At 64.5% G+C, this 23,255-nt stretch carries 2 protein-coding genes; both read right to left on the bottom strand.

Going from position 1 to position 23,255, the window contains the following annotated elements; all coding sequences use genetic code 11:
* Nucleotides 1-52: 52 nt before the first annotated feature.
* Complete coding sequence (locus ACCC96_RS10610) at nt 53-9,157, bottom strand: amino acid adenylation domain-containing protein (RefSeq protein WP_413695771.1); 9,105 nt, start codon at nt 9,155-9,157, stop codon at nt 53-55.
* A gap of 87 nt (nt 9,158-9,244) precedes the next feature.
* Nucleotides 9,245-23,197: a non-ribosomal peptide synthase/polyketide synthase gene (locus ACCC96_RS10605; RefSeq protein WP_413695770.1), complete on the bottom strand. Its 13,953-nt coding sequence runs from the start codon at nt 23,195-23,197 to the stop codon at nt 9,245-9,247.
* Nucleotides 23,198-23,255: the final 58 nt, after the last annotated feature.

Below are 23,255 nucleotides of genomic sequence, written 5' to 3'. Positions count from 1 at the left end.
ACCTGTACAAAAAAGTTGGACATGAGCGAGCGGGGCGATTGGCCGATGACCATCATTGTTCGGCCTCCTTCACGACACTGCGACGACGGGCCTGGCCCAGGGTGCCTTGACGCGCATTGCCGGCTTCACGCAGCGCGGCTTGCGCCTGGTCGCGGCGGGACTGTTGCAGTTGATTGAGTGGCAGCAGCAACTGGGCGACTCGGGTGTCGGCGTTCAGCACAAGTTGCTCCAGCAGACAGACGAACAGGCTGTCGAGCAGTTCGATGTAGGCACTGGCGTAACGCCCGGTGTCGTAGTCGTACACCACCAGCAGGCTCTCGCCGTCATCCACGACGTTGATCAGCAGGTCCACGTCCGCAGCTTGTGGCTCCAGCGCCCGCTCGCTGATTGCCAGGCCTGGCAAATGCAGGTCCTGTTGGCGGGTGTTCTGCACCACCAGTTTGACCTGGAAGAATGGCGTATACCGTGCGTCACGCTGCGGCAGCAGGTCGGCGACCAGGGCGTCGAACGGCAAGTCCTGATGGGCAAAGGCATCCAGCGCCACGCGCCGGGCATCGCTCAGCAGCTCATCGAATGTCTGCTCGGGCGTCACGCGGCAACGCAGGACCAATTGGTTGACGAAGAAGCCGACCATGTCTTCGGTCTGTTGCTGATGCCGGTTGGCGATGTCGGTGCCGACCAGCAGGTCTTCGCGCCCGGTCTGCTGATGCAGCAACACGTTCAGCGCACTGTGCAGCACCATGAACGGCGAAGCCTCGCGGGCCGTCGCCAACTCGGCGATGGCCCGGGCCAGCGACGCGGGCAGGCGGCTGCGATGACGTGCACAACCGCCGTGCTCGCGGGTTTGCGCACCCGGCAATAGCAGCGGCGCCGGACTGGCTTGCAACTGCTGGCGCCAGTAGGCCAGTTGTTGCTGCCAGACCGGGCCCGGCAGGTGCGTGCGTTGCCACACGGCAAAGTCGGCGTATTGCAGGGCCGGGGTTTCGATGCGGGCAGCCGCGGTGCCGAAACCGACGTAGTCCGCGGCCAATTGCTCCACCAGTTGGGCAATGGACCAGGCGTCCACGGCAATATGGTGCATGGCAATGGCCAGCACATGGGTCTGCGCATCCAGCTGCAATAACCGCGCACGCATCAACGGCGCTTGGGTCAAGTCGAATGGCCGGCCAAAGACATCGGCCAATTGCATCTGGATGGCCGGCTCCTGTTCGTGCGCCGGGACCTGTTGCAGATCGGTGACCGGCAAGGCAAACGCCTGCGCTGTTTCGATCCGCTGCCAGGGTTCACCATGATCGCTGTGTACGGTGCTGCGCAGCACTTCATGGCGGGCGATCAGTTGTTCGAACGCCAGGCGCAGGGCTTCGACATTCAGCGCTCCGGTCAGGGTCAGGGCGAACGGAATATTGAAACCGCTGGAGCCAGGGTTCAACTGCTCAAGGAACCATAAACGCTGTTGGGCAAACGACAACGGCAACGGTTGCGAACGGTCGGTCGCGGTGATCGCGGGCAGGGCCAGAGGCGCCGCCTGCAAGCGCGCGCTGTCGATGGCGCGGGCCAGGTTTTCCAGTACCGGGTGATCGAACACCGCACGCAGTGGCAAGTCCACCGAGAGCTGGCTGCGAATCCGCGAGACCACCAGCGTTGCCAGCAACGAGTGCCCGCCGAGGGCAAAGAAGTTGTCGTCGGCGCCGACCGCCGTCACGTTGAGAATCTGTGCCCAGATCGCGCCCAGCTGCTGTTCGGTGTCGCTGCTCAGCGGTCGTTGCTGATTCAGGTCGCTGTGGTCCAGCGCACGTGCGGTCAGCAGTTTGCGGTCGACCTTGCCGTTGGCGTTCTGCGGCAATGCCTCCAGTTGTTGCCAATGCGCCGGCACCATGTACGACGGCAGGCGTTGGCTCAGCCATTCGCGCAGTTCGGCCACCGGTGTGTCGCCGCCGGTCCAGTAGGCGACCAGTTGCAGGTCGCCACGCTGGTCAGCGTTGACGATCACGGCCACCGCTTGCACGGCGGGATGACGGCCCACGTGATCTTCGATTTCACCCAGTTCGATCCGGTGACCACGGATTTTTACTTGCTGATCGCGGCGACCGAGGAATTCGATCACCCCGTCCGCACGCCAGCGCCCCAAGTCACCGGTGCGGTAGAAACGCGCGCCGGGTTCGAACGGGTGCGCCACGAACGCCGCTTGGGTTTTCTGCGGATCGTTGAGGTAGCCACGACCGACGCCGACACCACCGACGCAGATTTCTCCCGGTACGCCCACCGGCACCGGGCGCAGTGCCGCATCCACCAGATACAGGTGGTTGTTGGCGGTCGGCCGGCCAATCGGCATGGCATTGCCGACTTCGCTCGGCACGCTGGTCAGCGAATGGAACGCCACGTCGTCCGAGCACTCCGCCGGGCCGTAGGCATTCATCAGCGGCACATGGGCAAAGCGACTCAGCCAGGCTTGAGCCAATGCCGGCGGCAGGGCTTCGCCGGTCGGCAGCAGCCAGCGCAGGGCCGACAGTTGTGTGTCGGTGCGGGCCAGGTCGAGCAGGGCGCGGATCATCGTCGGTACCGCTTCGAGGACCGACAATTGTTGGTTCTCCAGTGCTTCCAGCAGGCGCTCGGGATCGTGGGCGATCACGTCCGGCAGGATGTGCACGGTGGCGCCGAGGATCGGTGCGGCAAGGAATTGCCAGACCGAAATGTCGAACGCCGGCGAGGCTGTCTGGGCAATCCGGTCCGCGCTCGACAGGCCCAGCGTCGGCACTTTGCCGAAGATGTTGTTGAGCATGCCCCGTTGCTCGACCATCGCGCCTTTGGGCGTGCCGGTCGAACCCGAGGTGAAGATCACGTAGGCCAGGTCGTCAGGGCTGCCCGCCACGTTCAGTGGTGTTGCATCACCCGCCAGCCACAGGGCTTCAGTGCGCAAGCGGCGTGGGGTTGCGGAGCTTGAAGCCAGCGCCGGTTCGATCACCGAGTCGGCACTTTCACTGGTCAACAGAATCGTTGCTCCGGACAGTTCGAGAATCTCGCTCAGGCGCTGCGGCGGATGCTTGATATCCAGTGGCAGGTAGGCCGCGCCGGCCTTGAGCACGGCGATCATCATGCTCAGCAGCGGCAGGCCACGTTCGGCGGCCAAAGCCACCAGGGTGTCGCGACCGGCGCCCGTTTCAATCAGTGCTCGCGCCAGGCGGTTCGAGCGCTGATCCAGTTCGACGTAGCTCAGGCTGTCGGCACCACACACGGCGGCGATGCGCTGCGGATGCTCCGCCACCTGTCGGGCGAACAGCTCGGCGTAGGTTTGATCCAACGGGAAGTCGAGCTCACTGCGGTTCCAGTCCACCAGCAGGGTCTGGCGTTCATCCGGCGTCAACAGCGACAGTGAAGCCAGTGGTGCGTCAGGCTGGGCGACCATTTGCGTCAGCAACTGGCGCAGGTGGCCGAGCATGCGCTGCACGGTATCGGCGTCGAAACGCGCGGCATCGTAAGTCAGGCGAATGCCCAGGCGATCGCCGGGGTAAAGCACCACGGTCATCGGGTAGTTGGTGTGCACGCGGTCTTCATAGATGTCGACGTTGAAGTCGACCTGACGATCCGACAGGCCGGCGTCGAACGGCGCGTTTTCAAACACCACCAGGCTGTCGAACAGCGAACGACCGTGCTCGATTTCACTCCAGCGCTGAATGTCCACCAACGGTGCATGTTCGTAGGCACGCAACTCGAAGTTGTGCGCGAACAGCGCTTGTAGCCACGGCACCACGGTCTGCGAGTCGTCAACTTTCACCCGCAGCGGCAGGCTGTTGATGAACAGCCCGACAATGTCTTCCACGCCCGGCAAATCGGTCGGACGGCCCGACACCGTGACGCCGAACAGCACGTCGTCGCTGCCGCTGTAACGGGACAGCAGCAAAGCCCAGGCGCCCTGAATCCAGGTGTTGGGCGTGAGTTGGTGCTGTTGGCACAATGCGGTCAATGCGCGGGTGTCGGCAATCGACAGGGTGACATCCAGGTTAGCCACCACTTCGACTGCCTGTTCGGTCACGACCGGGCGATCCACCACCAACGGCGTCGGCGCGCTGAACCCGGCCAGTTCGCGGGTCCAGAATTGTTCGGTGATAGAGCTGTCCTGACATTGCAGCCAATGGATGTAGTTGCTGAACGATGGCAGCAATGGACGGGCGGCCGGCTGGCCGAGCACCCGAGCCTGGTAGTGGGCGAACAGGTCGGCCATCAACAGGCCGAAGCACCAGGCATCGGTGAGAATGTGATGGAAGCTGCGCACGATCAGGAATTCCTGATCGGCCACCTGGAACACCCGCAGGAACGTCAGCGGCGGGCGGCGCATGTCGAAACCCTGGCGGCATTCGGCGTCCAGCACGGCATCCAGTTGGCGCTGGCGGGTCGCTTCATCAAGGCCGCGCCAGTCGTACCAGGCGAATGCCGGGTCGGTGTCGTGGTAGACACATTGCAGCGCAGCCTTGCCGTCTTGCCACCAGAAACCGGTGCGCAGCATCGGGTGCCGGGCCAGTTGTTGTGCCCAGGCGTATTCGATGGCGCTATGGTCCAGTTCGCCGTCCCAGCGATAACGTTGCTGCATCAAATAAATGCCGCTGTTGGGACGTAGCAGAGTGTGCAGCAGCATGCCTTCCTGCATCGGCGACAGGGGCAGCAAGTCGTCGATGCCGGCCCAGTCGAAGTTCGCGCCCAGGGCCGTGAGGTCGTGGCCGGCGGCGCGGCACAACGGGAAAGCATGCGCACCGGGAATGGCTTGCCCGGCGTCGGCGGCCAGCAGGCTCAAGCGCTGCTCCAACGCCAGGGCCCAGTGTTCGGCGTTGGCGCCACGGCAGTCGATCTGCAATTGACCTTGTTGCAGGCTGACAGACAGGGTCAGCCCGGTGGCATCGATTGGCGCGCTGGCGGCGATGACCTCGCTCAGCGGCCCTTCATATGCCTGCCATTCGCCGGCCATGACGATATGCACAGTCGGTTGCGGCAGGCTCAGCAGTGGCTCACGCAGGTAGTCGTTGTCGGCGAGGTAACGCAGCACACCGTAATCGTCACCGGCGTGCGGTGCGGCGGCCAGTTGCGCGTCAATCTGTGCGAGCAACTGCGCAGCGCTGGCGGTCTGTGTCACGGTCAGGCGCAGGGGAACGGCGTGGCTCAGGGCGCCGATCACCGTGGCCGGGTTGAAATCGGTGCGGCTCAGGGGGCAGGTGAGCGGCAGGCGTGTGCGTTCACAGCGGCCGCGGTCCAGGCTCAGCCAAACGTCTTGCCCGGCACTTTGCTGCGCCAGTTCCGTGGCGACCGCCGTGGCGACCAACGAGGCCCAGGGCGCATGGCTGCGCCGTTGCAGCAGGTTCAGGCGAGCGCTGAGTGACGCCGAAATCTGCACGCGGGATTCAGTCACCACCGAGTCTTGCGGCGTGGTCGATGGCAGGGTTTCACCGGCGTATTGCAGCCAGTATTCCCAGGCCGATTCCAGACCGTCTTCATCGCTGGCGTAATTATTCTGATGCTCGGCCCATTCATCCAGGTGCCCACCGTGACGCGGCAGTTCGATCGCACGATCGTATTGCGCTTGAGCCACGGCCAGCGCCAGGTCGGTCATCAGCAACGCCCAGGAGGCAGCATCCAGGCGTAGTGCATGGCTCACCAGCAGCACGGCGTCACCCTGTTGCGAAAGACAAGCGTGCCAGCCTTCGCCCGCCGCGTGATCCAGCGTGGCCAGGGTGGTTTCGGCCAGAGCGTTCAGTGCGTTCGAGTCGTCAATGTTCAGTGGCTGGCGGCTGGCACTGACCGGTTTAGGCGCGGCGGGCAGGGTTTGCACCCAAGTGCCGTCAGCCTGCTGGATGAGGCCCAGTTGCAGCGCGCGGTGTTGCTGTTGCAGGGCCAGCACCGCGCGGTTCAACACCTCGACGCTGACCGGCGCATTCAGCGCCACGCAGCGCCAGTCCGCCGCCAACGGCCCGGCTTCGAGACGGGCGTGTTGACCGGCGGTCAGCGCTACATTTCGCGCAGCGCTGCTGGTGTCGCGGCTGTAGTTCGCGCCTTGGCTGATCACCGCGGAGATCTCAGCGATGGTGCGGTTTTCGAACAACTGCTTGGGCGTCAGCTTCATACCGCGCTGGTGGGCGCGGGCAATGATCTGCAGGTTGAGAATCGAGTCGCCGCCCAAGGCAAAGAAATTGTCGTGAATGCCCACGCGCTCGACCCGCAACACATCCTGCCAGATCTCGGCGAAGGCGATTTCCACCGCATCGCGTGGGGCCTCGTAGTTGTCCTGACTGGCGGGGGCATCGGGTAATGGCAGGCGTGCGATGTCCGGTTTGCCATTGGCGTTCAGCGGGATCGCATCCAGCGCGATGAAATCCGACGGCACCATGTAACCCGGCACGCGCAGCGCCAGGTCATGGCGCAGTTTGTCGACGGACATCGAGGTGCTTGCCACCAGCCAGGCGACCAGGCGGGGCGCCTCGTTGGCCGATTGCACCACGCGCACCAGCACTTGCTGGAGGTTGCTCGACAGGCGTTTGATCTGTGCTTCGACTTCGCCCAGTTCGATGCGATAGCCGCGCAGCTTGATCTGGTTGTCGACGCGCCCGAGGAACGCCAGTTCACCAGATTCCAGCCAACGCACACGGTCGCCGGTGCGGTAGGCGCGGGGCAGGTCGGCGACGGCGGTGAAGCGTGCGGTGGTTTGCGTTGGATCGCCCAGGTAGTCGATGGCCAGGCCTTCGCCGCCCACCCACAGTTCGCCCGGCACGCCGACCGGCACGGCGTGGCCGTGGCTGTCGAGGATCCGCAGTTGTCGGTTCGGTTGCGGATGGCCCAGCGGTTGCACACCGGCCAGTGGCGAGTCGATGCGCGACAGGCAAATGCCCACGGCGCTTTCGGTCGGGCCGTAGTGGTTGTAGACCGCGAGCTCCGGGCGCAGCGCCCGGATCGTGTCCAGCAATGCAGCTTGCAGTGCTTCGCCACCGAGCAATAACGCGCGGCGCGGCAGCAGGCCGGCGTCAGGGTGAGCGGCGAGCAAACCGTGCAGATGGTTGGGGGTGAGCTTGATCAGATCCGGGGTGAATTGGGCAAAGCACTGCGCCAGGGCATTCGGGTCGGCGCGGGTGTCGTCGTCCACCAGCAGCAGGCTGCCGCCGCTGACCAGCGCGCCGAACAATTGGGTGTAACCGAGGTCCGCCGCCAGGGTCGAGAGCAGCGCATGGCGCCACGGTTGTTCAGCCTCGGCGCAACCCAGTTCAGCGAGAATGCCCATGACATAGGCGACGATGGCGCGATGGGACAGGCGTACGCCTTTCGGCGTACCGGTGGAGCCGGAGGTGTAGATCACATACGCGCAGGCCAGTTGATCCACCGTCGGCAGGTCGATGCCGGCGGCGCGGGCCGAGGCGTCGATCACTTGTGCGGAGGCGGTGTCGAAGGTCGGCGCACCGATGATGAAATCCACGTCGGCACTGGCCATCAGCGCACTCAGGCGCGAGGCCGGTTGGCCCAGGTCCAGCGGCAGGAAGCAACCGCCGGCCTGCATCACGGCCAGCAGCGAGATCACCGCATCGTTGCAACGGGGCAGGGCCAGCGCTACGCGATCACCCGGTTGCAGACCGCGCTGGCGCAAGGCGCTGGCCAGTCCGGTCGATGCTTCAAGCAGTTCGTCGTAACTCAAGGCGCCGTTGGCGTCGCGCACGGCTTCACGCTCGGGGTGGCGACGGGCCTGGGTGGCGATCAGTTCATGCAGCGCAGCATCAGGCAATTCGAGGGGCGCACCGTTGCCCCAGGTACGAGTCAAGTTCAGTTCCTGTGGCGGGCACAGCGGCACCTCGGCCAGTGGTCGATGGGCGTCGCGGCTCAGTTCCTCGATCAGCGCCACCAATTGCTGCAGCAGACGCGCACCGGCGGCATCGGACAAGCGTTTGCGCTGATGCACCAGGTGCAGATGCAGGCTTTCACCTTCCATCGAAGCGATCAGCGACATCGGATAGTTGTTGCGTCCACCGGTGTGGCGCAACGGCGCGGTATGTTCGGTCTCCGGCAATCCGACAAGGCCATCGTCGATCTGGTCCAGCTCGCGGGGGAACGGGAAGTTTTCGAACACCATGATCGCTTCGAACAACTCACCACCGGGCGGCAGCGCGGTCAATGCCCGCAGACTGCTCAGCGGTGTGTGTTCGTGCTCGCGCATCTCGGCGTTCCAGTCCTGGATGCCCGCCAGCCATTGGCCAACGGTCGGCGCATCGTTCCAACGCACCCGCAACGGCAAGGTGTTGATGAACAGACCGACCATCCGCTCGACACCGCTGAGGCGCTGTGGACGCCCGGCCACGGTGACGCCGATCAGGGCTTCGTCGCTGCCGTTGTGGCGGCCCAGCAGGTAAGCGTAAGCCGCTTGCAGCAAGGTGTTGATGGTCAGGTTGTTATCGCGGGCGAAGCCGGACAGGCGAGCGGTGGTGGCGGCATCCAGCACACACTGATGTTCGGTGCAGGGCAGGTGCGCTTCCACGTGGTCGATGAGCAGACCGCGTGGGTCCGATTCGGGTATGCGCGTGGTGTGGGCGAAGTCTGCCAGGCGGTTGCGCCAGAACTGATCGGCCGAGGGCCGTTCGCTGAGGTACGCCACGTAATCCTGGAACGGACGCACGGTCTCCAGCGCGGCGTTTTGCCCGCGACGGGCCGCGCGATACAGATCGCGCCAGTCCGCCAGCAACGAACCGACGCTCCAGCCGTCGAGCAACAGGTGATGGTGCGTCCACACCAGCGACCACTGCGCTTGTCCGTTCACATCGTCCAGACGCGCCAGGGTCAAGCGCATCAGCGGCGCGGCGCCGAGTTCGAATGCCTGTGCGTGATCTTCAGCCGCCAGGGTTGCCAGCCCTTGCGGGTTGCCGCGCAAGTCGACTTCGCGCAGCGGCAAGTCGACTTCCTTGAGGATGACCTGATAGGCGTCGTCCAGCTCTTCCCAGAGGAAGGCCGTGCGCAACACCGCGTGGCGTTGCATCAAGGCCAGCCAGGCCTGGCGGAAAGCATTGAGGTCGAGGTCGCCGGCCAGCCCGATGTTCATCTGCTGGTAGTAGACCCGGGACTCGGGCGCATAGGCCTCGTGGTACAGCAGGCCTTTTTGCAGGGGCGTCAGCGAATAGATGTTTTCGATTTGGTCATGCATGGCGGCAGTGTTCAATCCAGAAAAACGAGGAGGCATGTGCGCCGCGGACGGCGCACTCCGAAGTCAAATACAGGTCGATGCCGGGGCTCACTTCTTCGGCCCCAGGCGTTTGAGCAGGGTGTCGAGGGTCGCCTGGTTCATGCCTTTGGCCAGCGGGAAGTCTGACGGCATCAGCGTTCCGGCTTGCGGGTCGAGGCAATGCCCGACCAGCGCTTGCAGATGCTCCAGCAGGCGGCCGGGCAAGCGGCTGTCGGCGCTCGGCGTGACGCTGTGCCACTCGACACGCAGTACGCCGCCTTCCAGCCAGGCCACCACTTCGCGGCCATGGGTGACCCTGTTGGCCAGCGCCACTTCCGGCGGAGGGGGCAGGCTGCTGGCGCGCAACCAGCCGCCGGTCGATTGCTCATGCCCGAGGTAGTTGAACAGCACATCGCCATGCCCCGGCGGCAACTCGCCGCGCTGGCGTAGCAACCCGTGACCGAGACCGAGACCCAGGCCCGGGACGGCGCGCAGGGCTTCCTTGGCGTTGCGCACCCGATCGCCGGGGGCGCCGCTGGAATTCACGCGTAGCGGGTACAGGGTGGTGAACCAGCCGACGGTGCGGCTGACATCCAGGCCTTCGAACGGCGCATCGCGACCGTGGCGTTCCAGGTCCACCACGATCTCGGCGCGGCTTTCGGCTTCTGCCAGCGTGGCGGCGAGGGCGGCGATCAACAGTTCTTCCGGTTGTGTGCGGTAAGCGGCATGGGACTCGGTCAGCCATTGGTGGGTGCGGGTGGCATCCCAGCGGGCTGACAGCGTTTGCCGTTCGGCGAGCGTGGCCACCGGCCTGGCGTTCGCGACTGTCTGGGTGCTCCAGTAGCGGTGTTCGTTGCTGACCGTGCCGGCATGGGCGTGCAGGTGTTCGGCCCACTGACGATAGGACGTGGTTTTCGCCGGCAGGCTCGGGTTCTCGCCACGTTCCAGCCCTTGATACAGCTGCTGGAAATCTTCCAGCAACGGCGTCCACGACACCGCGTCAATCACCAGGTGATGCGCGACCAGATACAGACGTTGCGGTTCGCCTTCCAGCAACGCAGCGGCGAACAGCGGGCCGTGTTGCAGGTCCAGGCTTTGCGCGACGTGTGCCAGTTGCTCCGGATGGTCGCAGCAGGTCAATTGCACAGGCTCGGCCTGCGCAAAGTGCGCTTGCCATTGCCCATCAACCTCGGTGAAACGCAGACGCAAGGCGTCGTGGTGGGCGACCAGCCGATCCAGCACGGCCTGAATGATAGCCGGCTGCAGACGACGGTCGCTGTCGGCCAGCACCGACTGGTTCCAGTACGCTGCTTGCGGTTGTTGTTGGTCGAAGAACCACTGATGCAACGGCATCAATGGCATTACGCCGGTGATTTCCCCTTGTTCGGCCAATGTCAGCAATGGGCTGGCCACCTGAGCCAGTGCTGCCGGAGTCGGCGAGCGGAACAGGTCTTTTGGCGTGAGCGAGTAGCCCTGTTCGCGCAATCGGGAGATCAGCTTCAAACCGAGAATCGAATCGCCGCCCAACGCGAAGAAACTGTCCGAGGTGCCGACTTCGCGGCCACCGGTCAAGGTCTCGCCGAGCAGTTCGCCGAACAACTGGCAGAGCAGGGTTTCCAGGTCGTTGCGCGGCGCGGCGTAGTCTTCCTGGGTTTGCGGCAATGGCAGGGCGGTCAAGGCCTTGCGGTCGATCTTGCCATTGCTGGTCAGCGGCAAGGTCGGCACTTCGACCCACACCGCCGGTACCATGTACGCCGGCAGCTGGTTTTTGAGTTGGGCGGCGAGCAGGGTTTCGAGTCCCGCTTGCGCTGCACTGCTGCTATAGAACGCGACCAACCGGTTGTCGATCACCAGGGTGCAGGCACCGGTGATTGCAGGTTGATTCAGCAGCGCGGCATCGATTTCCCCCAGTTCGATCCGCTGCCCGCGCAGTTTCACCTGGTGGTCGAGACGGCCGAGGTATTCGATGTTGCCATCGACGAGGAAGCGGCAGCGGTCGCCAGTGCGGTACAGGCGATCACCGTCGATGAACGGGCTGGCGAGGAAGCGTTCCTGCGTCAGGTCCGGTCGTTTCAGGTAACCGCGCGCCACGCCGACACCGCCGATGTACAGCTCGCCGATACTGCCGATCGGCAGCGGCTGCATGGCTTCGTCGAGGATGTACAAGCGCAGGTTGGCGATCGGTTTGCCGATCGGCACGATCGCGTCGTTCACCGAACAACGCCACACCGAGACGTCGATCGCCGCTTCGGTCGGGCCGTACAGGTTGACCAGGGCGGCCGGGTGTTGCGTCATGAAACGCCGCACCAGATCCACCGGCAGCGCTTCACCGCTGGCGAACACCTGACGCAGGCTGCGGCAGTTGACCAGGCTCGGTTCCTCGACAAAGGCGCGCAGCATCGACGGCACGAAGTGCAGGGTGGTGACCTGTTGCTGCTGGATCAACTGGCTGAGATAGGCCGGGTCGCGATGACCGTCCGGACGCGCCACCACCAGCGTGGCGCCGGTGATCATCGGCCAGAAGAATTCCCACACCGACACGTCGAAGCTGTACGGAGTCTTTTGCAGCACACGATCATTCGGGCCAATCGGGAAGGCGTCCTGCATCCAGTACAGACGGTTCATCAAGGCGCCGTGTTCGTTCATCACGCCTTTGGGTTGGCCGGTGGAGCCGGAGGTGTAGAGCACGTAGGCCAGGTCATTGGCGCTGACATTGATCGGCTCGAACGCTGGCGCTTGCGGCAATGCGTCGAGGGTCCAGGCGGCGTGCCCGGCCGGCAGACGCGCCAGCCACTGCGGCTGAGTCAGGGTGACCCGGGCGTCGGCGTCCTCGATGAGGAAGGCCAGGCGCGCGGCAGGCAGTTCCGGGTCCAGCGGCAACCACGCGGCGCCGGCATGCACGATGCCGAGCAAGGCCACCACCATCTCCACGGAACGTTCCATGCACACCGGCACGATGGCGCCGCTGCCGATACCGGCAGCGCGCAAGGCCCGGGCGACGGTTTGCGCGCGTTGATCCAGTTCGGCGTAACTCAGGCGCTGGCCTTCGAACACCAGCGCCGGGGCATTCGGACTGAGCGCGGCTTGTTGGCTCAGGGCGGTGTGCAGGTTGGTCGGGCCGCTGTAGTGACGTTCGGTGGCGTTCCACAGGTCCAGTTGCTGTTGGTCCTGTTGTTGCGGGAACAACTCGACCAGCGCTAGCTCCGGCGTGGCCACCAGTGCATCCAGCAGCGCGCACCATTGCGCGCTCCAGCGCTGCATCGTCGACTCGTCAAACAGCGCTGATTGGTATTCCAGCGCGAGGGTCATGTCGCTGCCGTCGTCCTGGACTTCCCAGCTCTGTTCGAACTTGGCGTCGATTACCGGCAGCGTCTGCTCTTCGATGTTCAGCCCCGGCCATTGGCTGCTGTCCATGCGGCCGTGGTTGAGGGAGAACATCACCTGGAACAGCGGTGTGCGATTCAGGTCGCGGCGCTGGGCAATGGCGCCGACCAGCGTTGCAAACGGCAGGTCGGCATGGGCTTGGGCCGCGCGCAGATCAGCTTCAAGGCTGGCCAGTAATTGCTCGGCCGGGGCCTGTTGATCGACTTCGCTGCGGATCACCAGCGTGTTCACCAGGCAGGCCAACAGCGCTTGAGATTGCGGCTGGTCGCGTTGGTCCGCCGGGGTGCCGAGGCGAATGTCTCGCTGACCGCTGTAACGCGCAAGCAATGCACTCAGGGCACTGGCCAGCACCACATACGTGGTGGTGCCACGTTGACGGGCGAACTGGCGGATCGCTTCAGCCCGCTGGGCACCGAGGCGCACGGTCAGTTGCCGGGCACGAGGATCCGCTTCGGCGGCGCGTGGATGGTCGAGGGGCAGATCGAGTTGGTAGTCGTCTTGGCCGAGGTGATTTTTCCAGTAATCCAGACTGTCAGCGCGTCGGGCTTGAGTGTCCGGGTGCTGTTGCCACAGGGCGAAATCGACATAGTCGACGTCCAGCGCCTTCCAGGCGGGTGACTGCCCCTTCAGACCGGCGCTGTAGGCCTGGGCCAGTTCGTCGATCAACAATTGCATCGCCCAGCCGTCGGTGGCGCTGTGGTGCAGGCAAACCAGCAACAGGCTTTCGTCGCTGCCCTGACGTTGCAGCAGATGCGCACGCCAAGGTGCGGCGGTGGCCAGATTGAACGGTGTCATCAGCTCGGTCCGGGCACTGGCGCAAGACGCTGTCCAGTCCTGAGCGGCGACCGAAGTAACCGCGAGCACCGGGCCATGATCGTCGATCAGCAACTGCGGCTCGCCCTGGACTTCGACAATGCGGCTGCGCAGCACCAGATGGCGCTGGCTGACCTGCTCGAAGGCCTCACGCAAGGCCAGGACCTGAAGGTCGCCACGCAAGGTCAGAGCGAACGGCATGTGGTACTCGCGTGAATCCGGTACCAGACGGCTGAGCATCCAGAACCGTTGCTGAGCCAGGCCCAGCGGTAATTGTGCCGGACGCGGTTGCGCGGTGATCAGCTCGCCCGGCATCGCCGCGCGCAGATGACCGGCCAATGCCGCCACCGTCGGTTGAGCGAACACCAGTGCCAGCGGCAGGGTGACGCCCAGGCGCTCACGGACCCGAGCGACCAGGCGGGTGGCCAGCAAGGAGTGGCCGCCGAGATGGAAGAAGTGATCGTCGATTCCTACCGAGGAACATTCCAGCACTTCGCTGAACAACTCACAGAGCACTGTTTCAGTGGCATTGCGCGGCGCCACATGAGGTTGGCCTTCGCCGGCATCTGGCAATGCAGTGGCGGCCAGCGCCTTGCGGTCGAGCTTGCCGTTGCTGTTGAGTGGCAGGCTGGCGAGTTGCACAAAAAGGCTTGGCAGCATGTGCGAGGGCAGGTCGTCGCTCAATGCGTTTCGTACTGCGGATTCATCGGCGTCACCGCACCAGAAACTCACCAGACGCTGATCGAGCAACAAGGTGGTCGCATCGCGAACGCCCGGTTGCGCGAGCAATTGAGCGTCGATTTCTCCCAGTTCGATCCGCTGGCCACGCAGTTTCACCTGATGGTCAAGACGCCCCAGGTACTCGATGTTGCCATCGGCGAGGAAGCGGCAACGGTCGCCGGTGCGGTACAGGCGATCACCGTCGATGAACGGGCTGGCGAGGAAACGTTCCTCGGTCAGGTCCGGACGTTTCAGGTAACCACGCGCAACGCCGACCCCGCCGATGTACAACTCGCCGATGCTGCCGATCGGCAGCGGTTGTTGAGCTTCGTCGAGGATGTACAAGCGCAGGTTGGCGATCGGTTTGCCGATCGGCACGATCGCGTCGTTCACCGAACAACGCCACACCGAGACGTCGATCGCCGCTTCGGTCGGGCCGTACAGGTTGACCAGGGCGGCCGGGTGTTGCGTCATGAAACGCCGCACCAGATCCACCGGCAGCGCCTCGCCGCTGGCGAACACCTGACGCAGGCTGTGGCAGTCGGCCAGGCTCGGTTCCTCGACAAAGGCGCGCAGCATCGACGGCACGAAGTGCAGGGTGGTGACCTGTTCCTGCTGGATCAACTGGCTGAGATAGGCCGGGTCGCGATGGCCGTCCGGACGCGCCACCACCAATGTGGCGCCAGTGATCAGCGGCCAGAAGAATTCCCACACCGACACGTCGAAGCTGTACGGAGTCTTTTGCAGCACACGATCATTCGGGCCAATCGGGAAGGCGTCCTGCATCCAGTACAGACGGTTCATCAAGGCGCCGTGTTCGTTCATCACGCCTTTCGGTTGGCCGGTGGAGCCGGAGGTGTAGAGCACGTAGGCCAAATCATTGGCGCGGACGCTGATCGGCTCGAACGCTGGCGCTTGCGGCAGGGCGTCGAGGGTCCAGGCGTTGTGCCCGACCGGCAGACGCGCCAGCCACTGCGGCTGAGTCAGGGTGACCCGGGCGTCAGCGTCCTCGATGAGGAAGGCCAGGCGCGCGGCAGGCAGTTCCGGGTCCAGCGGCAACCACGCGGCGCCGGCATGCACGATGCCGAGCAAGGCCACCACCATCTCCACGGAACGCTCCATGCACACCGGCACGATGGCGCCGCTGCCGATACCGGCGGCGCGCAAGGCCCGGGCGACGGTTTGCGCGCGTTGATCCAGTTCGGCGTAACTCAGGCGCTGGCCTTCGAACACCAGCGCCGGGGCATTCGGACTGAGCGCGGCTTGTTGGCTCAGGGCGGTGTGCAGGTTGGTCGGGCCGCTGTAGTGACGTTCGGTGGCGTTCCACTCGACCAGTTGCTGTTGACGCTCAGACGCCGCCAACGGTGACCAGTCGCCGAGGCGGGTCTGTGGCGCGTCGAGCATGGCTTCGAGCAGTTGTTGCCATTGCGCCAGCCAACGCTTGGCCGTGGTTTCACTGAACAGCGCGGCGCGGTATTCCAGCAACACCGACAACACCTCGCCGTCATGCACTTCCCAGTTCAGGTCGTACTTGGTGGCCTGAGCGGTCACTGCCCGTTCGCGCACCTGCAATTGCGGCCAGTGGCTGGCCGACGAATCGGCGTTCTGCATCACGAACAACACCTGGAACAGCGGCGTCTGGCCGAGGTTGCGTTCCGGTGCCAGGTGTTCAACGACCTGATCGAACGGCACGTCCTGGTGCTGCTGGGCATCCAGCACGCGGTTGCGCACCTGGCTCAACAAGCCTTCGAAGTCCAGCGCCGGATCGAGGTCGGCACGCATTACCAGGGTATTGACGAAGCAACCGATCAGCGGCTGCAGCTCGGCCAGCGGACGCTGGGCCACCGGGCTGCCGAAACGCACGTCGCGCTGGTTGGCATAGCGCCCCAGCAACAACTGCGCCGCGCTGAGCATCAGCATGTACAGGGTGGCGCCGCGTTGCTGGGCGAACTGACGCAAGCGTCCCGCCAGTTCTGGTGGCAGTTGCAGTTGCACCGCGCCGGCGCCCGGTTCGAGCAGGCTTGGGCGACCCTGCTCGGTGGGCAGGTCCAACAGGTAATTACCGTCTTCCAGTTGGGCGCGCCAGTATTCGAGTTGGCTACGGAACACAGTTTGTTGACCGGGCTCGCGCTGCCAGAGTGCGTAATCCGGGTATTGCAGGGCCAGCTCCGGCAATGCAGCGACGGTGCCTTGGCATTGAGCGGTGTAGAACTGTGCCAGTTCATCCAGCAGGGTCTGGCTGGAGGCATCGTCAGTGGCGCAGTGGTGCACGGTCAGCAACAGCAACGCCTGGGCGAAACCGCTGCGTTGAATCAGCGTGGCGCGGATCGGCACTTGGCTGGCGAGGTCGAAACGGTGTCCGGTTTCGGCGTGGATGGCATCAAAGGTCAGCTGTTGCCAGATCTCGTCGGTGGTCGCGTTCAGTGCCGCCACGGGCAAGGTGATGTTGACCTGCGGCTCGATGACCAATGCCAACTCGCCGTCGCCATCGCGAACGATGCGGCTGCGCAGGATTTCGTGGCGTTGAACCACGCTGTTCAGAGCGGACTGCAAGGCCAGCGTGTTGAGTTCACCGTCGAACTGCACGGCGCTGACCACGTTGTATTCACCACCGCCAACACTCAGTTGTTCAAGGAACCACAAGCGTTGCTGTTCAAACGACAACGGCAGGCGCGCCGGGCGTGCCGTCGGGACGAAGGTCGCCGCCGGGGTATGCAGGGGATCGCCGAGCAATGCGGCCAGGGCGTCGAGGGTTGGGTGTTCGAACACCGCACGCAGCGGCGGAACCGTGGCGAACTGTTGGCGCAGTCGGGCAAACAGCACGGCCGCCAGCAACGAATGACCACCAAGGTAGAAGAAGTGACTGTCGCGACCGATCTGCGTCAGCGGCACGTTCAGCAGCTCGGACCACAGGGCGGCGAGTTGTTGTTCGGCGATGGTCCGCGGCGGGTCCTGGGCGTCCGGTTCAGCCTGGATGTCCGGCGCGGGCAACGCCTTGCGATTGAGTTTGCCGTTGTCGGTCAGCGGCAACTCATCGAGCAGCACAAATGCCGACGGCACCATGTAGTCGGGCAGGGCGGCGCCGATGGTTTTGCGCCAAGCGTTGATATCGGCCTGCTGGTCGCAGGTGACGTAGGCCACCAGGCGCTTGTCGCCGGGCACGTCTTCACGGGCCAGCACCACCGCCTGACGCACACCCGGCTGGGCGCCGATCAAGGCTTCGATTTCCCCCAGTTCGACACGGAAACCACGGATTTTTACCTGATGATCCATGCGCCCCAGGTATTCGAGCTGGCCGTCGGGCAGCCAGCGCACCAGGTCGCCGGACTTGTACATCCGCGCACCGGCCAGCGGCGAGAACGGATCGTCGATGAATACCTTGGCGGTCTGTTCGGCGCGGTTGAGGTAACCCTGGGTCACGCCGGCACCGCCGATGTGCAGTTCCCCTGGAACGCCGACCGGCATCGGATTGAGAAAAGCATCGAGCACGTAAGTGCGCACGTTGGCGATCGGCCGCCCGATGATCGGGCGCTGCGGGAAGTCGTCGACCGCACACCCTGTAGCGTCCACGGTGCATTCGGTCGGGCCGTAAGTGTTGAAGAAACGGCTGCCGGCAATCGACGGCAGTCGCTGCCAGAGTTGCGCGTCCACCGCATCGCCGCCGAACAGGATGAAGCGCGGCAGGTACACCTCGCCACGACGCACGCCGTCACTTTCGAGCAGGGCCTTGAGCTGCGCCGGGGTGCACTCGAAGGCTTCCAGACGGGTTTCGCGGAAGAACTGCGCCAGGGCGTCGGGGTCGTAGCGCACGTCTTCCGGGGTCAGGTACAAGCTGTGGCCGTCGAGCAGCAGGATGAGTTCGGCCACCGAACTGTCGAAGGCAAACGAGTAGTTGAAACTGCTGCGCATCGGCTGATCGGTGTAGCGCCGATACAGACCATGGATCCGCGCCCAGGCCAGGTTGACCACCGAGCCGTTGGTGACCAGGGTGCCCTTGGGCTTACCGGTCGAGCCGGAGGTGTACATGATGTAGGCGAGGTCGTCGGGACCGGCGAGTGGCGTGAGGTTGCAGTCCGGTTGATCGGCGAACAGGGCGGCGTCGCTGTCCAGGCGCAGGCGCGGCAGTTCGGCGCCCAACTGCTCCAGCAAGCCCTGCTGGCCGAGGAACAGCGCCGGTTGCGAATCTTCAAGCATGTACGCCAGACGATCCACCGGGTAGGTCGGGTCCAGCGGCACATAGGCACCACCGGATTTGAGAATGCCCAGCAGGCCGATCAACAACTCCAGCGAGCGCTCGACGCACAGCGCCACCGGGCGATTGGCGATCACGCCGCGGCTGCGCAGGTAATGCGCCACCTGGTTGGCCCGACGGTTCAGTTCGCCGTAGCTCAGGCTGCGGCCTTCGAAGCACAACGCATCGCGATCCGGGGTGCGCTCGGCCTGCTGTTCAAACAACTGGGCGAAGGTCAGGTGCTGCGGCACGTCCATCTCGGTGCGGTTCCACGCGACCACGGTGCGCTGCCATTCCGCCGCCATCAGCAGCGGCAGGGCGGCTACCGGGCGTTGCGGTTCGGCGAGCATTTGCTCGAGCAAGTGCTCCAGGCGGGCGAGGGTCTGACGCGCGCTGTCGGCGACGAACAGGTCCAGCGCGAACATCAGCTCCAGTTGAATCGGCGCGTTGGCCGGGCACAGCACATGCAAATCCAGATCGCATTCGGAGTGCTTGAGCGGCGTGTCCAGGGCTTCAAACTCCAGCCCCGGGAAGCGCAGCCGCGATTCCATGGCCAATTGCTGCGCGACCATCACTTGATACAGCGGCGCATGACTGAGGCTGCGCGGCAGTTGCAGGCTGTCCACCAGTTGCTCGAATGGCAGGTCCTGATGCAGCAGGCCATCGCGCAGTCGTTTGGCCACCTGGCTCACCAGGGCAGTGAAATCCGCTTGCTGATCGAAGTCAGCGCGGATCGCCAGGTTGTTCAGCAGAATGCCGAGCAGGCCTTCGGTGCCCGGTTGTTCACGGTGGGTGACCGGGGTGCCGATCAGCACCGTGGCGTCGCCGCTCAAACGGTGCATCAGCACGGCGAACCCGGCGAACAACACGGTGAACGGTGTGGTGCCCAGGCGGCTGGCGAAGGCTTGCACACGCGCACTTAGGTCGGCGCTGAGTTCACGCTGCACGATCCCGGCGCGGTAGGTTTGCATCGAGGGCCGCGGATGGTCGGTGGGCAGCGCCAGCAGCGGACTGCCTTCGCTGTCGCGACGATCCAGCGTGGTGGTCCAATAGTCGAGTTGGCGCTTGAGTTCGGCGCCTTGCAGGTGTTCGCGTTGCCACAGGGCGAAGTCGGCGTATTGCACCGGCAAGGCCGGCAGTTCGGCGGCGGCGCCGTTGCAACGGGCTTCATACCCCAGGGCCAGTTCCCGCAGGGCAATGGTCGCAGACCAAGCGTCCGAGACCAGGTGATGCAAGGCGATGCCCAGTACGTGTTCACCCGGTGCCAGGCGCAGCAGGCGCGCACGCAGCAACGGCGGCTGGGTCAGGTCGAACGGCTGCTCGAAGGTTTCTTGCAGGGCGTTGAATTGTGCACCGGCGCGAGCGGTGGCGCCGAGGTCCGACAGGTCTTCGAATGGCAGTTCGATGTTCAGCGAATCGCTGATGTGCTGGCAGGGTACGCCGTCGGTGCTGCGGATGCCGGTGCGCAGGATTTCATGGCGCACCAGCAGGTCGTTCAGGCTGGCGTGCAAGGCTTCGACGTTGAGTTCACCTTTGAGGTGCAGGGCGAACGGGATGTTGAACAACGTCGTGCCCGGCGTCAGTTGTTCGATGAACCACAGGCGCTGTTGCGAGAACGACAGTGGCAGCAGCGCCGGTCGCGCCTGGGCTTTCGGCGCGCTGATCGTGGCGGCCTGCGGTGCGGCGGCGTCGGCCTGGCGAGCGGCGATGGCCATGGCCAGCAGCGCCACCGTTGGTTGTTCGAACAGCACCCGCAACGGCAGGTCGAGTTTGAAATGCGTGCGCAGGCGCGCAACGATCTGGGTGGCCAGCAGCGAGTGCCCGCCAAGGGTGAAGAAGTTGTCTTCCACCCCTACAGTGTCGCGACCCAGCACCTCGGCCCAGATGGTCGCCACGGCGGTTTCCAGCTCGTTGCGCGGCGCGATGCTTTGCTGGGTGTCGGCCTGCCAGTTCAGTTCCTGGGCGGCCAGGGTCTTGCGATCGACCTTGCCGTTGTTGTTCAGCGGCAAGCGCTCCAGGCACACGAAGGCAGCCGGCACCATGTACGGCGGCAATTGCGCGCGCAGGTGTTCGTTGAGTCCGTCGCTGCCCAGTGTGTCGTCATGGGCCGACCAGTACGCCACCAGCCAGGCTTCGCCCACGCTGTTTTGCCGCAGCAGTACGGCGGCTTCGCGCACGTTCGGGTGCTGCGCCAGACGGTGTTCGATTTCGGTCAGTTCGATCCGGTGTCCGCGCAATTTCACCTGCTGGTCGCGGCGGCCGAGGTATTCGATCACGCCATCGTCACGCCAGCGTCCGAGGTCACCGGTGCGGTACACGCGACCTTCAAGCTGCGGGTGGTCGATGAACGCGTCAGCGGTGCGCTGCGGATCGTGCAGGTAGCCACGACCGACGCCGACGCCACCGACACAGATTTCCCCGGCAACGCCAACCGGCACTGGCCGCAGGGATTCGTCCAGCACGTACAAGCGGTTGTTGGCGGTGGGCTGGCCGATCGGCATGTGGCTGACGTTGGCGTGCGGCGCTTCGAAGATTGGCTGGAAGGCCACGTCGTCGGCGCATTCGGCCGGACCATAGGCGTTCATCAAGGCGATGTCGGGGAAGCGCGCAAACCAGTCCCGCGCCACGGTTGGCGGCAGGGCTTCACCGGTGGGCAGCACCCAGCGCAGGCCTGGTAATTGCAGGTCGCACGGGCACAGCGCGAGCAGCGTGCGCATCAGGCTCGGGACAATTTCCAGCACGCTCAGACAGTCGCTGGCGATCACTTGCAGCAGGCGTTGCGGGTCGTGCGCGACTTCGTCCGGCAGGATCTGCACCGTGGCGCCGAGTACCGGCGCGGCGAGGAATTGCCACACGGAAATGTCGAACGCCACCGAAGCGGTTTGTGGAATCCGGTCTTCGGCGTTCAGCCCCAGGGCCGGCACTTTGCCGAAAATGTTATTGAGCATGCCCCGTTGTTCGATCATCACGCCTTTGGGCGTACCGGTCGAACCCGAGGTGAACAGCACGTAGGCCAGGCTGTCCGGGCCGCCGAGCAGCGGCAGCGGCGAATCGTTGCCGGATGTCCAGCAGGCTTCGGCGAACAGCGCTTTGGGCGCCTGATCGAGGCCGCTGAGCAACTGATCGAGCAAGCCGTTGCAGTCTTCGCTGGCCAACAGCAACGGTGCGCGGGACAGGCTGAGGATTTCCCGCAGGCGCTCGGGCGGATGGTTGACTTCAAGGGGCAGCATCGCCGCGCCAGCCTTGAACACGGCAATCATCATGGTCAACAACGCCAGACCCCGGGGAGCAACCAGCGCGACCAATTGATCTTTATCGATACCGGCGTCGCGCAAGACGTGCGCCAGGCGAGTGGCTCGCCGATCCAGTTCGGCGTAGGTCAGGGACTCACCGTCGCAGATCGCCGCAATCTGCTCGCCACGTTGGGCGACCTGCGCGGCGAACAGTTCGGCGTAGCTTTGATCCAGTGGGAAGTCGTGCGGGTTGACCGCCCACTCGCCCAACAGTTGCTGGCGCTCATCAACGGCCAGCAGTTCGAAACTGCCCAGCGGTGCGTCCGGCGCGGCGAGCATCCCGCGCACCAGGCTGGCGATGTGGCCGAGCAAGCGTTGCACGGTCGGCGCCTCGAAACGTTCGCGGTCATAGGACACCCGAATGCCCAGTTGCTCGCCGGGCAGGATCACCACGGTCAAGCCGTAATGGGTGTGCACGCTGTGATCCATGCCTTCGAGGCTGAACTGGAAACCGCCTTCCAGGATCTGTTCGTCAATCGGGGCGTTTTCGAACACCAGGATGCTGTCGAACAGGGTTTCGCCCCGTGGGAAGTCACTCCAGCCCTGAATGTCGGTCAAGGGTGTGTGCTCAAAGTCGCGCATGTCGACGTTCAGCCCTTGCAGGGCACTGAGCCAATTGCCCAACGACGCTTGGGGATCCACCGACACTCGCAGCGGCAAGGTGTTGATGAACAGGCCGATCATCTCCGCCACGCCGGTCAGTTCTGCCGGTCGACCGGCCACGGTGACGCCGAACAGTACGTCCCGTTGACCGCTGTAGCGCGACAGCAGCAACGACCAGACACCCTGGAAAAACGTGTTTGGCGTGATCCGGCGGCTACGACAGAACGCCGCCAGCGCCTGAGTTTCTTGCTCGGTCAGGTGAATCAGTTGATCGTCCACCAGCACCGCGTCGGTGTAGCGGTCGCGGGCCACGCCGTTGTCCACGGTCAGCGGCGTTGGGGCATTGAGCCCTTGCAACTGGCCGCGCCAGAACTGCTCGGCCTTGCCCGCGTCCTGGCGTTGCAGCCACTGAATGTAATCGCGGAACGGGCGCGGGCTCTTGAGCTCCGGCTTGCGGTCGTTGCACAGCGCTTCGTAGACTTTGAGGAAGTCCACGGTCACCAGTGAAATGCACCAGGCATCCATCAGGATGTGGTGAAAGCTGCGAATGAACTCATAGGACTCGTCGGCCAGCCGCACCAGCCGGAAGCGAATCAATGGCGGCTTCGACAGGTTGAAACCGACTTTCTGTTCATCCTCCAACAGCGTGCGGATCCGCGCTTCTTGCTCATGCGGGGTGAGCCCGCGCAGGTCAAGGGTGTCCAGCGGCACTTTGACTTCGCGATGGATCACCTGCACCGGTTGCTTCTGGGTTTTCCATTGAAAACTGGCACGCAGGGAAGGGTGCAGCGCCACCACCTGGCGCCAGGACTCAAGGAACGCCACTTCATCGATGGCACCGCCGATGCGGTAGCGATCCTGCATCAGGTACACACCGGAGTCTTCGTGCAGCAGGGAGTGGAACAGCATCCCCTGCTGCAGCGGCGACAGCGGGTAGATGTCTTCGATCGGATTGCGGGTGGTTTTTTCGGTGGTCATTGAAAGCGTCCTGCAAGAAATGGGGCAACGGTGAGGGCGTGGTGGCGAGGGAAACCGG

Origin of the sequence: Pseudomonas sp. Pseusp11 (assembly GCF_047304405.1) — a bacterium.
Classification (GTDB): Bacteria; Pseudomonadota; Gammaproteobacteria; order Pseudomonadales; family Pseudomonadaceae; genus Aquipseudomonas.
This window is presented reverse-complemented; position numbering and strand designations above follow the sequence as displayed.

Coding starts and splice junctions, on each gene's coding strand:
- ACCC96_RS10610 (WP_413695771.1), bottom strand. CDS start 9,157: ATGCATGACCAAATCGAAAACATCTATTCGCTGACGCCCCTGCAAAAA.
- ACCC96_RS10605 (WP_413695770.1), bottom strand. CDS start 23,197: ATGACCACCGAAAAAACCACCCGCAATCCGATCGAAGACATCTACCCG.